Here is a 13114-nt window from a genome sequence, read left to right as displayed (position 1 = left end):
TTGCGCTCTAGCAAGAAGCAGCTTTTAGCTATTATAAGGTATAGTAATATTTCAAAGTTTACATCAACAGATCGGGGAATCATAACTGATAATATCTCTAAAAATATATAAAATTTTCTTTGCCAATTTGGACGATTAATTGGGAAGAAAAAACTTAAGAGAGTCAATACAGCTAGACAAGAAAATGAAACAAAAGTGGGGATTGGTAGTGATAAATAGCTATTTCCTCGACGATTTGCAATGAGAAGAACTAGATATACACCTAAAAGGGTCCATTCTATATATTGCAGAGTACGGCGGATAGATGAAGTGCTTGTGATGGAACTCATTAGTATTCATGGGGTGAAATTTAACTGGAACATTAAGAAATATTATGTGCAGGGATAAAAGACACTTCAGGTGCGTGGATCGCTATAGCTATTGTTTTAACATATTCGCGGAATTCCCCATCCGCCATGCGGTGGGGATGGATAGCGCGACAACTACGAGGTACACCCTTTATGGGTGTCCGAGTGGTTGTCAACCTCTAAGCTCGGCAATCTATCAATCCAATTTTCAACCAATTGAGTCATAGTTTTCTCCTTGCTTGCGGCATATAACCTTAGCTTATTCAGCCTCCGCTCAGATATCCGTAAGTTCAATCCTTTTTTGGTCACGAATTTTGCGAAAGAAAAAAGGGGAATGCCATTACGGGATATCCTGCACTACCCCTCGATTAATCTAGGGGCTTGGGCATTCCCCTTTTTTCAGAGCTTGGTCTCCGGTCATAGCTATCTACACAACGTCTACATGAATGTCAGAATAAAAGGGTAACGACAAAACGGCAAGGTGGTGGTTCAAATATGTCATTCAAAAGTAAGGAACAAAAAGAGCAGGATAAAGAAAAGAATAAAAATACTCACATTTCAACTGTTGTGCAGCATCTGAAATTGTCCAATCTTGGGTATGCTGTAATATCAGACATATTGTCACACGCAAACAGTTTATACAATACTTTAACCTTCAATCTGAGGCAAGGATTTTTTGTACACAAAATTCTGAATTTTCAATCTCTAACTATTGATTTACAAACTGACTTCAAAGAAAACTATCATTACAAAATGCTGCATTCTCAAGCAGCACAATCCGTGTGTCACAAGGTAACTGAGAATTTCAAATCATTCAAACAGCTTTTAGACAAACATTTTAGAGAGGGGACAAAGAAACCATTATTACCAGGTTATCGTCAAAAAGGTGGTATGTTTGAAGTGACATATCCCAGTCAATCAGTCAATATATCACAAGAGCATGGCATTATATTTGCTACTGTTTCTACTGGCATTATGTTCAAGAAGCAGCACAAAGAAGATGTCATGGGAACAAGTTTAAATGAGAGATTGAGATTCAGAGTTCCCGATGACATTGACCCCTCTAACCTCGTTGAGCTAGTGATTACATCAAAGCATAGAGAGATTTATCTACATTGGGTATGCAGAAAGAAAAATGAAATTGTTGCCACATTAAATAAGTCAAGTGTTTTAGGAATTGACATCGGATTGAACAACTTTGTTACCTGTATTCCGAACACAGGTGAAGAAGGATTTCTCATAAATGGGCGACCATTAAAGGCAATAAATCAGTTTTATAACAAGACTGTATCTAAGCTAAAAAAGGGTAAGGATGAGAATTTCTGGAGTGGTAGTTTAGCTAGGGCAACGCAGTCTAGGAATAACCAAGTCCGCGATTTTATCAAGAAATCTGCACGGACAATAATCAATAAATGTTTAGAATCAGGAATAAGTAAAATTGTATTTGGTTGGAACCAAGGAATTAAGAATGAAATAGATAACGGACGTGTCAATAATCAAAATTTTGTACAGGTTCCATTCACCGCATTACGTGATACACTCAAGTATCTCTGTGAGAGATCTGGTATAGAATTTGTAGTTGTAGAAGAATCATACACCTCAAAAATGTCATTTTTTGACGGTGATGAATTACCCGTTTACGGTCAAGAAACCGAAGAACAGAAGAATCTTAAGCCTTCTGGAAGAAGAACAAAACGCGGGGAATACAAAACAGGAAATAACACAATTATCAACGCGGATGCCAATGGGGCTTCCAATATTTTGAGAAAGGCCAAAATTGATACATCAAAAATTACTTTTCGGGTGTGTCAAATTCTCAAGACAATCAATATTTGGATAGGTCACGCACAGGGCAAGAAAAAAAGGGGGAATGCCATTAATGGATATCCTGCACTACCCCTCAATAAATCAAGGGGCTTGGGCATTCCCCCTTTTTTTAAAGGCTTAATCCTCGGTAAAAAATTCCCATCACGTAAAGGTACGGCAGCAGGCTTGTCTTGTTGTACGACTATAGGACTCACTGAACCGGGTCAGTAAATTAGAAACCCCATCCGCCATGCGGTGGGGTGGTTCATGATAGTCAAGGTTTGATAAACTGTTCCCCATGTTTCTACTCCCTTCCTACCCAATACTTGTCGGTTAAGGATAGTTGAGGTGCCAGAAACCCGGTATCTCCAAGATACCGGGTTTGGTGCTCCCCTCGCGACCCTTAACTGAACCGTATTGCCTTATATCCAGTATTGGGATGCGTCGTTTCAGACTGTCACTAAAACAACTAACTACTAGAAGCAGCTGGCTGCTGTTTTTCCTGCTTTTTGAGGTTTCTTCTTCCCCAAGGTTTAAGAACTGAAATACCGATAATGACTAGAAGACAGAAAGACTGAATTATTCCACCCACAAGCACTCCCCTTTTATCAAAAACGTACAGTGGATTTTGCAGTGCTTGTAATCTTTCTACTTCAGAAATCGCAGTCATCGCATTTGTCCAAGAACCAAGCCAGATAGTACCAGCGACAATAAGTGCTACAGTTGCTATCCATTTCACGATTACCCAATAGTGTTTAAAAAATCCCCAAATTGTTAACCAGCAGAGCAATCCACCTGTAATCAGGGATAAGGTGGCGGAAGGGATAATCACAAAGTCATCCATCAACTTTAAAACAGAGTTGATAGCGTACAGTTCATCACCGTTAGAAGTGTGTTGAGTCCCCAAACCAATAGCCACCATACATAAAGCAGTACCGAACCAAATTCCTCCAAAAGCAACATGAAAAGTTAGCAACCAGTTTTTTTGCTTGACACTTAGCTTATTCATACACTGTTTCCCAAAATTGATTAGCTACCTTATAGTTAGCTACCTAATTATAAGATTATATCAAGCTGCGATCCTTCACAAGCATTTTTCTTAAGGATCTAACATTGCTGGAGTTCCAGCCCGTACCTTGTTTAAAAGTTCAATGAGTGTCTTTTTTTCGCCATCAGTAAGATGAGCCATCAAGTTAGTGGTGCGGCAAAAATGGTCTGGAAGCATTTGAGACAGCAAGTTACGCCCTTTGTCTGTCAGTTGCAACCGCAGCATTCTTCTGTCAGAGAGGTCAGGTTCGCGTTTTACCAATGCATCTCGTTCGAGTCCATCAAGCAAACCTGTGATTGTTGCTCTCGCGACACCAGCACGTTCAGCACATTCAGAAGGTGTTAACCCTTGGTCACCAGCTAGATACAATTGCATTAGTAGAGTAAACTTTCCTCTTGAAAGACCATAGCGGGCGAAATGACTATCCAAGGCTTGATAAACATCAGCTGTAGTGTTAAGAAAAGCCAAACAAGTTTCCACTGAAGCAAGATCTAACTCAGGATAAGACTTGGCAAAATCCAGTATGGTCTGCTTATCAACAAAAGAACGCAATATAACCACAGTCAAAAAGGAAATTTGATGAGCTTGTTAATTATAAACTGTTTAGAAAAGAGGGAGTGAGGAGTAGTAGAGACGCGCCATGGCGCGTCTGTACGGGAGTAAGGGTAAAAAAGTCTTATAAAACGCTCATGCCATGCTCTCAAGTGGTGAAATAGTTATTAATATGTTATACTGTAGATTATACTGGGATATACTATGCCTTACACTCAGTTTAAGACACTTAAACAAGTTAAAAACGATTTCAATTTAACTATAGTTGAGAAGATAAATTTTATTCCTCAGTTAGAACCAATATCCGCTTCATCAGTATTAAGCGCTTTTCTAGAAAGAACGATTCCTTCAGTCATCGCCTCAAGTAGTGAAAAAGTTAGAAGTGAAGGTATAGTATACCCTGTTCTAATAGAAGTAAGAGAACTATTAGATAGAGTAGTAAACGTATTCTCAGGGGAAGATTTTACAGTAGATGAGTCTAGAGGTCTCAACGGCGTCTGTGACTTCTTAATAAGCGCTTCTTTAGAACAAGTTGAAATAGAAGCGCCAGTCTTATTAATAGTTGAGGCGAAAAGAGATAACATAAAAAGTTGCTTAGGACAGTGCATTGCTCAAATGGTTGCCGCCCAGAAACTTAATACTGATGACAGAACAAATATTCTAACTGTATACGGAAGTGTGACCACTGGAACAGCGTGGCGATTTCTAAAGCTGGAGGGGAATATCGTCACTATTGAACTTTTTGACTATCCTCTACCGCCTGTTGAAAAAATACTAAGTATTCTGCTATGGATGATTAAAGACTCTCAACAGCAGCCATTGGATGCGATCGCCATCATTTGAACATGAACATAGTATTTGTTAGCTTCAGGTATTATCATTCTTTAAGTGTCCTTTATGTTGACTAATTTAACATCCCTAACAGAAGAAAGCCTGAGGCTGGGTTTGATGGAACTCGCTAGTCGCGATCGCGATTTTGCTTGCATCTTAGACATTTTTGGTCATCCACCGTTTTGGAGTAGAGAAACAGGTTTTCCAACAATCCTCCGCATTATTTTAGAGCAGCAAGTATCCCTAGCTTCTGCAAGGGCTGTGTTCAACCGTTTGTGTGGGGTAATCGTGCCACTAACACCCGAAAATTTTCTCACATTTAACGATATGCAATTGAAGGAAATCGGTTTTAGTCGGCAAAAAACCGTTTATGGTCGTGCGCTAGCAAACGCAATTACCTGCGGTCAGCTTGATTTAACTCAGCTAGAAACATTAGACGAAGCTGTTATCAGAACCGAACTCAAGCGTATTAAGGGGATCGGAGACTGGACTGTGGATATCTACTTGCTAATGGCTCTACAACGTCCTGATGTCTTTCCCAAAGGTGATTTAGCACTGGCTATAGCCTTACAAAAAATGAAGGGTTGGACGGTACGCCCGACTCCAAATGAACTTGAGGCGATCGCAGAGACTTGGAGACCGTGGCGTGCTGTTGCGGCAAGAATTTTGTGGCATTACTATCAAAACAGCATGGGAGGGTGAGAACCCCTGCGCTTCAGCCAGGGGATGAAACCCGACTCAACAGGTTTTAACCTGTTGTCTCACTTCCCACGCTGGTTCTCAATGTACTTTTTAACTACCTCTGTGCTAACTTGACCTGTTGACGCTACAAAGTAGGTTGGAGTCCACAAAGCAGGTAGTTTTAAAAGTTCTGGAAATTCTTTTCTTAGATGATGGGATGCTCTACCTTTAACCCATTTAGCAATCTGTGAAGGCGCTTCATCTGTAGGTGCATTAATAAACATATGCACGTGGTCGGGTTGAATTTCTAATGCAATGAGTCTCCAGTTGTGTTCTTGCACTAGTTCAAAAATAATTTCTTGCAGTCTTCTTGCCACATCGGTGACCAATACGGGTCTTCGTCGTTTTGGTACAAATACAAAATGATAATTGATTGAGGACACGGAATTCTCCGTTCTTCTGTAGTCATGGTCTTCTTTTGAGAGCTTTGCCATTTTCCGGAGTATTGTTGACTTTATATGTAGTAACTAATATAATAAACGACAGGAGGTGATGACGACGCATTGTCCCCTCAAAAATGGGGCAGCCTTCCTGAGGTTGCAATCCCTAATACAGATGAACAATTTGTTTTTAAGGCTGCCCCATTTTTGTACGTGTAAGACCCCCGTGACAAGGTGTACAAAACTTTACCAGTTAAAGCAAGGTTTACAGATATTGAACAAGCGTTTTGGCTAGACCAGTGCCAACACGCTAACAGTTTGATTAATTGCGCTCTTTATCATGTTCGTCAAACTCATTATTCAAGACTTGAAGAGTCGGGTAATGCTTTCACGACCTACTGGAAAGGTGATGAATTACGCCACGGATGGAAAACCTACAGATGCAATACTACTTATCCAGAACTTGATAAAATTCTCAAAGACAATCCACATTACAAGGCTTTGGCTGCACAGGCTGCACAGCAAACATTGAAATCTATTGGTGAGTCAATTACTTCTTACAACGGACTTGTTAATGCTTATTACAGAGGTGAGGTTGATAAACCATCGTTACCACAATATAGAAAAAGCGGTGGACTGGCGGCAGTTACGTTCCCAAGGCAAGCACTTACTTACAAAAATGGTTGTTTTTATCCTTCGATTAGTAGAGAAACTAAACCACATTTGTTAGCTGAAATTGCTTTACCATTACCAGAATTCATTGATTCAGATTGGGTGAAGGAAGTGACAGTTCGTCCTTGTTACGGTCAGTTTTGGATTAATTGGGTAATTGATGATGGCAAGCAAATAATGGAGATGAATCCCAATCTTGTTTACACGCAAGCTTGGAGTTTTGACCACGGTGGAAATAATTGGTTAACAGGTGTTTCAACACTTGGGCAGAGCTTAATTATTGATGGTAGAAAGTTACGTTCAATGAATCAGGGTTACTGCCGTCTTGTTGCCAAATATAAGCAAGGGAAGTCAGATTTTTACTGGGACTCTAACCTTGATAGGATTCAACGCAAACGCAATAACCAGATGAGAGATGCCATTAATAAAGCAGCTAGGTTTATTATTAATCGATGCCTCGCTGATGGTGTGGGAAATCTTATTATTGGTTGGAATGAGGGACAGAAGAATGGTTCTGATATGGGCAAGCGTGGCAATCAAAATTTTGTACCCATTCCAACGGGTAGATTGATTGAACGTCTTAAACAACTTTGTCCAGAGTACGGAATTGTTTTAACAATTACCGAAGAGAGCTACACATCCAAGAGTTCATTTCTTGATGATGACTTGCTACCTACATTTGGTGAGAAACCCAACGGATGGAAGCCATCAGGTGAAAGAATTGAACGTGGTCTTTACAAAACCTTTCTTGGTTTTGTAATCAATGCTGACTGCAACGGCGCAGCCAACATCATGCGTAAAGTAGCCACACAGCTAGGACTTGTCTTAGTTAAGGTGGGTAGGGCAGTTTTGAGTCTGCCACATCGGTATGACTTGTTCCGCGATCTAAAGAATTCATTTCGCAATTCGTTGCGAAGTGCGTCTTTAGACCACGTAGCAACATCCATTTAGAATCCCTCGTGTTTCAACCGAGGGAGAACTCAATTAGAGCACCAGTCCCGTAGTTAAAATTGGGGTCAGAAAGCCATCATTCGCCTACAGCATCCTTCAAGAAATCGGGAATCTAATGGCTTAGTAGAAAGGTAAGATTCCGTTAAGGGATTTCCAGGAGATAAATTATCCCATATTGTGGGACGGGCGTCCCCGCCCGTCTTCTATTAGTGGCGGGCGAGGACGCCCGCACCACAAGAAATTTTGGGATATTTTTTTATTTGGAAGTCCCTAAGCAATGAAGCCGTCGATATTACCGATCGCAAGGTTATTGTTAGCCAAGCCATATTCTAGCCCAGCAAGTCCCACACGCGGATCGAGATTCAGTGTTGTTCCTAACTCAAGCACAATAATTTCGTTATTATCGGGAGCAGACGATCGCCCACCACCACCAGGGTAGTTGTTATCATTGGCAACTAAGATAGTATTGCGATCGAGCACCAACACATCTTCGATAGTCACAAAGGGGAAAGTAAACAATTTATTGCCATCTCCATTCAAGTCATTTGGATCTTGAACATTCAGCAGGTTAGCAATTTCCTCTTTAGCAACAAAGCCATTGGCATCTTTCTGAGAAAGGTCAACTTTGAAAATCTTCTTGAACTGTGCGGTAGCACCTTGACCGCCATCACGTTCGATGATGAGATACTCATTCTCGTTAACGACAGTAAAATCGCCAATAGCGTTGCTTGGGTTCTCCAGCTGATAGTAACCAGCTATACCGTCAAACTTACTGGATTGCAGATCGTATTTATAGATTCTCAAAGAACCTACTGGATCGCCCACAACAGTTCCTTCAAGTAATGGATACAGAGTCGTTTTACTGGGGTTAATTGCTAAGCCCTCAAACCCTCTAGAACCACCAAGGTTAGCAACTACAGTTTCTCCTACATACAGGTCGCGTATCGTATCTCCTGTTCCGGGGAAGTCTGTGAAGAAACCGTCAACGCCCAACTCGATGAACTGCTTGTACTCCTGTACTGGATCGCCGTTGTAATCAGATGCTAAGTAAACACTTTCGTTGCGGAAGGTGTAAGGATGCACCAACAATCCGGCGGTATGAGCATCTTGAACTAAAGTTGTGGCATTGCCCAAGACTCGATCCGCATCGCTAATTGTACCATCACCGTTGAGGTCATCTGGTTGACCGTCGCCATTGCGGTCAACTGTTTGCGCTGGGACAATTAAACGTTTGTTAGGACCAATACCAGCAGCGTAGTCATTGACAAAGTCTAGCCCTGTTGGGGTTGCTAAGTCGCCGTAGGTACGGGAGTCGCCACTGACTGTAAAGTCATAAGGTTTTTCTGTTGCACCACCATATAACTGAACTAGTGGCACATCAATTCCTGCTTTGGGTAACAGTACATCATTAAGTTCCTGTAGATTGCCCACTTCAAAGGATTGGATGAAGATCCGCTTTGGATCGGTAAAGCCTTTGGCAACTAAGGTATCAACTAACTCTTTACCCAAGTTGGTATTGATGGAGTTACCATCGATACGTTTGCCTTCCGTAGCAAAATAGGTGGGGTGCTTGGTTTCAGGATAAATGCCAATCTTGCGTCCGGTTTCTTTTTCAACTTGCTGCACCAAGTCGATGACTTCTGCTAGGGTAGGAACTTTTAAACCATCATTGTTATATTCGGTTCCTCGCAAATCGGGTAAGCGCTCAATAGCATTGAGAGTTTTAATTTCTGCCAGGGTCAGGTCTTCTGAGAACCAGCCTCTGATAGTACGACCATCAATGACTTTAGTGGTCAGGCGATCGGCAAACTCAGGACGTTGGTAAATGTCGGTGCTGGTGTCGGAAGCGTTGAGCGTACCATCTGCGTTGAGAATGGCAAGAGCGTTTTCGTGACGAGCAATTAAGACTCCATCTTTGGTGGCGACGAGATCGGGTTCGATAAAATCTGCACCTAATGCGATCGCTAATTTATAAGCTTCTAAAGTATGCTCTGGACGAGAGCCGCTCGCTCCTCTATGACCAATAACAATAGGAGCACTACCAGTTAATGTATCAAATTCAGCCCTTCTCAGGACATCAGGGTTGTCAGGAGAGCGGACAAAAGTTGCGACGATTTGGTCGCGCACTAAGTCAGCAGTACCGGGAAAATCACTGAATAGAGCATCAACTCCAAGCTGGTAGAACTGTCTGTATTCTAGTTGTGGGTTCCCATTGTAATCTGATGCTAGATAACGTCCTTCATCACGGAAGGTATAAGGATGCACCTGTAACCCTGCTGCATGGGCATCTTGTACCAGTGTTGTGGGTGGAGTTGTGACTTTATCAGTATCATTGATGACCCCATCATTGTTGAGGTCGTCTGGTTTGCCATCTCCATCCTTATCAACTGTCTTCACTGAGACAATCATCCGCTTCCAGGGACCAATGCCATCAGCATAAGTGGCAATTTCTTTCAAGCCTTCTGGAGTCCGCAGGTCTGCGTAAGTACGGGAATCGCCGTTGATAACAAAATCATAAGGCTTGGTTTCAATCAAAGAACCATCATTTCTAACATCAGTAGCGTCTAACAACTGAACTAAAGGAATGTCTGTTTTCTGATTCAGTTCTTTGAGGTTGCTGGTTTCAAAGGATTGGATAAAAACTCGACTAGGGTCAGTAAATCCTGTTTTTTCTAGAGTTGCCAACAGGGGTTCTTCTAGAGATAGACCAATGGAGTCATGGTAGGTGGGGTGTTTGGTTTCGGGATAGATACCAATTTTTTTCCCTGTTTGTGTTTCTACCTCTTTGACCAAATTGATGACTTCTTCTAAGGTAGGAATTTCAAACACTCCGTTGAAGACTTGAGGGCGGAAGCTTTGAGGCATAATCGCCCGTATAGTTTTGATTTCTGCTAAAGTAAAGTCTTCAGCCCAGAAACCTTCTTCCGTCACTCCATCAATGACTTTAGTTTTTTTCCGGTCAGCAAACTCAGAACGAGTTGAGACATCGGTTGTGGCAATCAAATTTGGTTCGTGGCGGGCGATTAGCACTCCATCTTTAGTAGAAACCAAGTCTGGTTCAATGAAGTCCGCACCTCGTTCGATAGCCAGTTTGTAAGCTTCGAGAGTGTGTTCTGGCAATTCACCGCTTGCACCTCGGTGTCCGACAACTAGAGGGGTTTGACCGTTGAGGGTGTTGAGTTTAACAACACTGCTGTTAGGTACAGAGATAGGAGCCTCAAGTAGCTTACCCGTGTTGTCAAAATGCAGCAAGTAAGGACCAAACTCGTCACCGAGCCAAAGTGTGCCGTCTTTTGCTAATACAAATGATTCTACATCAAAGTCTGCACCTGTTAAGGTGCGATCGCTCGTACTTTCATTAACAATCTTAAAAGGGACTCGGTTATCTGGGTCAGAGAGTTGTATGTAGTTCAACACCTTAACACTACCATCACCCCCTTCTATACCTTGAAAGCTAGGGTCAAGGCGATAAATTCGTAACAGGTAATCGGCGCTATTATTTTTTGCACCAAAACCATTGTCTGTTAAGAACCAGAAAGTGTTTTGGTCGGCAAACTGTACACCACTAAAGCCCTGAACAGGTTGACCTGGGAATGGAATGGTTCTTCCATTGGTGCTTGTGAGAAATTTGCCAGATTGAGGACCTTCGGCAAATGTATCTGCGCTTAGAACTGCAAATCCCTTGAGTGTTACGTCTGCCATAATATTTTCCTATCTTGTGAGACACACAATGTCCTGGGCTACGGATATTCTGCTTATCCATAGCAAAGGACAATGGATTTTTTGAAGGATGAAAGATTAAGTATGAAGTGTGAAATGAAGTATAAAATGTTTTATCTTTTAAACTTGATACTGCTTCTTGTTTCATCTTTTCTTCCTTCATCCTTTAGGCTCTATTTACGGTGTATTTTCTTTATCAGAATTAAAATTGGATCGTGAAGATCGAGCCAGCGTTTTCTATAGAAAGTCTTAAAGGATACGCTCCGCGCATTTAATCTAATAAAATGCACGGAAGCCTGAGTTAAGCTTTCTATACATTTCCATCCAACCGCTTATAGGTTAAGAACAATAAATGTTTTGATTAAAATTCAGTATTTTTTCTAAATCGGTATGCACTGAGGAGAAGCATTTTTCCCGTTAAAATAAGTAAAAATTTATTAAAGTTTAACTAAACCGTCAAATAACAAGCTTTTTCATTTATATAGCGGTTATCACTTGAATGAAGTACAGATTTATCCGCGTTCGTCTGCTACAGGCTGCGGTTCCATAACTTTTTTATGTATTGCACTCAATTGAAAACCGCTATAAATATCAAGCTATTAACGCTTAAACAAAATTCCCGATCTACCCACACTCTGTTGAAATTACCTATGTCAACCTTCAAAGAAGAGGTTACTGTAGAAAAAATGATTACATACAGCAATCCTAGTTGATTTTTGAAATACACGTAGAGTGGGCTTTAGCCCTACCTACAGTACTTAAAATTGTTTATGCATGATTTAGGATTTTTATATCGTGCTGAATCTAGCAAATTCTGGAGCTAACTACTCTTTGTGCTAAGACAACAGTACAGAATAGCCTAACTAAACCAACCATTAAAAATTAATAATATGATATTGATAGTAGATGACGAACAGCACAATTTACGCATTTTATCTACCACCTTGACTCAGCAGGGGTATGAAGTGCAGTGTGCCAAGAACGGAGAATTGGCTTTACTTACAGCGCGAGAAACCTTACCTGATTTAATTCTGCTGGATATTATCATGCCAGATATTGATGGCTATAAAGTCTGTCAACATCTCAAAGCCGATGTACAGACTCGCGATATCCCAGTTATCTTTTTAAGTGCTTTTAATGAAACCTTGAATAAAGTAAAAGCGTTTAACGTTGGTGGATCTGATTATATTACAAAACCGTTTCAGGTAGAAGAAGTCTTAGTTCGTGTGAAAAATCAACTGGATCTCCGGTTGTTGCAAAAGAAACTCACAGAGCAAAATGCTTTGTTGCAAACAGAGAACTATGAACGACAAGAAGCACAACGGAAACTCGAACAAATAACCACTGAGTTAAAACGCTCAAATCAAGAACTAGAGCAATTTGCTTATGTAGCGGCTCACGATTTACAAGAACCATTACGGGCAATAACAAGTTACACTCAGATTCTAGTGCAGGAATATCAAGAGCGTCTGGATGGAACAGCAATTGAATACATGGATTTCATCGTAGACGGAACAACGCGGATGCAGCAGTTAATTCAAGACTTGCTAACCTATTCTCGCGTTGGGACTCGGAATAAAGTATTTGTACTTACTGATAGCAATTATGTGTTAGATCGGGCTTTGAAGAATCTGCAAGTAGCAATTGCGGAGAATCATGCCATTGTGACGCATGACCATTTACCAACAATTCAAGGCGACAAAATTCAATTAATACAGCTTTTTCAAAACCTGATTGGCAATGCTATTAAGTTTCGTCGGGAGGAAATTTCCCAAGTTCATATTTCTGCTGAGTTAAAGGATCGGGAATGGCTGTTTTCGGTAAGAGATAATGGAATTGGCATCAAACCAACGTATCTCGATCGCATTTTTGAAATTTTCAAACGTCTCCACACTCGTCAAGAGTTTCCCGGTACTGGTATCGGTCTAGCTATTTGCAAAAAGATTGTCAATCGCCATCACGGACGTATTTGGGCTGAATCTGAGCCGGGAGTAGGAACTACATTTTACTTTACTTTTCCTGACTCTATTAATTGACGAGTCAGCTTAATACTCACTTCAATAGTC

9 protein-coding genes are annotated in these 13114 nt (G+C 41.1%); 5 read left to right on the top strand and 4 right to left on the bottom strand.

Annotation, left to right across the window (positions count from 1 at the left end):
* Positions 1–842 precede the first annotated feature (842 nt).
* A complete protein-coding gene (locus WA1_RS15860) occupies positions 843–2384 on the top strand; it encodes an RNA-guided endonuclease InsQ/TnpB family protein (RefSeq protein WP_017750194.1) in 1542 nt (513 codons plus the stop codon).
* Positions 2385–2622: 238 nt separating this feature from the next.
* Here the strand turns inward: WA1_RS15860 and WA1_RS15855 are convergent, their stop codons facing one another.
* On the bottom strand, positions 2623–3162 hold the full coding sequence (locus tag WA1_RS15855) for a hypothetical protein (protein WP_017746416.1): 540 nt from the start codon (positions 3160–3162) through the stop codon (positions 2623–2625).
* 90 nt (positions 3163–3252) lie between these two features.
* Positions 3253–3762 carry a MarR family winged helix-turn-helix transcriptional regulator gene (locus tag WA1_RS15850; RefSeq protein WP_017746415.1) on the bottom strand — a complete coding sequence of 170 codons (510 nt, stop codon included), beginning with the start codon at positions 3760–3762 and terminating at the stop codon, positions 3253–3255.
* A 195-nt stretch (positions 3763–3957) separates the two neighbouring features.
* Here WA1_RS15850 and WA1_RS15845 point away from each other — a divergent pair, with 195 nt between their 5' ends.
* Together WA1_RS15845 and WA1_RS15840 are read left to right on the top strand one after the other, a co-directional pair.
* Positions 3958–4596, top strand: coding sequence for a hypothetical protein (locus tag WA1_RS15845; protein WP_017746414.1), 639 nt, complete (start codon positions 3958–3960; stop codon positions 4594–4596).
* 54 nt (positions 4597–4650) lie between these two features.
* The gene (locus tag WA1_RS15840; protein WP_066612902.1) at positions 4651–5286 is read left to right on the top strand and encodes a DNA-3-methyladenine glycosylase family protein; all 636 of its coding nucleotides are present in this window, start codon (positions 4651–4653) and stop codon (positions 5284–5286) included.
* A gap of 59 nt (positions 5287–5345) precedes the next feature.
* Here WA1_RS15840 and tnpA read toward each other — a convergent pair whose 3' ends face one another.
* Positions 5346–5759 (bottom strand): IS200/IS605 family transposase, encoded by a 414-nt coding sequence (gene tnpA / locus WA1_RS15835; RefSeq protein WP_017750190.1) that lies wholly within the window; start codon positions 5757–5759, stop codon positions 5346–5348.
* A 180-nt stretch (positions 5760–5939) separates the two neighbouring features.
* Here tnpA and WA1_RS15830 point away from each other — a divergent pair, with 180 nt between their 5' ends.
* Entirely contained in the window at positions 5940–7328 is a 1389-nt protein-coding gene (locus WA1_RS15830) for an RNA-guided endonuclease InsQ/TnpB family protein (protein ID WP_017750189.1), read from the top strand.
* A 270-nt stretch (positions 7329–7598) separates the two neighbouring features.
* On the opposite strand, the gene WA1_RS15825 is transcribed toward WA1_RS15830, so the two are convergent.
* A complete protein-coding gene (locus tag WA1_RS15825) occupies positions 7599–11030 on the bottom strand; it encodes a glycerophosphodiester phosphodiesterase family protein (protein WP_017749465.1) in 3432 nt (1143 codons plus the stop codon).
* 908 nt (positions 11031–11938) lie between these two features.
* Here WA1_RS15825 and WA1_RS15820 point away from each other — a divergent pair.
* The gene (locus WA1_RS15820; RefSeq protein WP_017749464.1) at positions 11939–13084 is read left to right on the top strand and encodes a sensor histidine kinase; all 1146 of its coding nucleotides are present in this window, start codon (positions 11939–11941) and stop codon (positions 13082–13084) included.
* Positions 13085–13114: the final 30 nt, after the last annotated feature.

This window comes from Scytonema hofmannii PCC 7110, from assembly GCF_000346485.2.
In the GTDB taxonomy this organism is placed as follows: domain Bacteria; phylum Cyanobacteriota; class Cyanobacteriia; order Cyanobacteriales; family Nostocaceae; genus Scytonema; species Scytonema hofmannii.
Note: the sequence above shows the minus strand (reverse complement) of the source record. Positions and strands in the feature narration are given on the sequence as shown.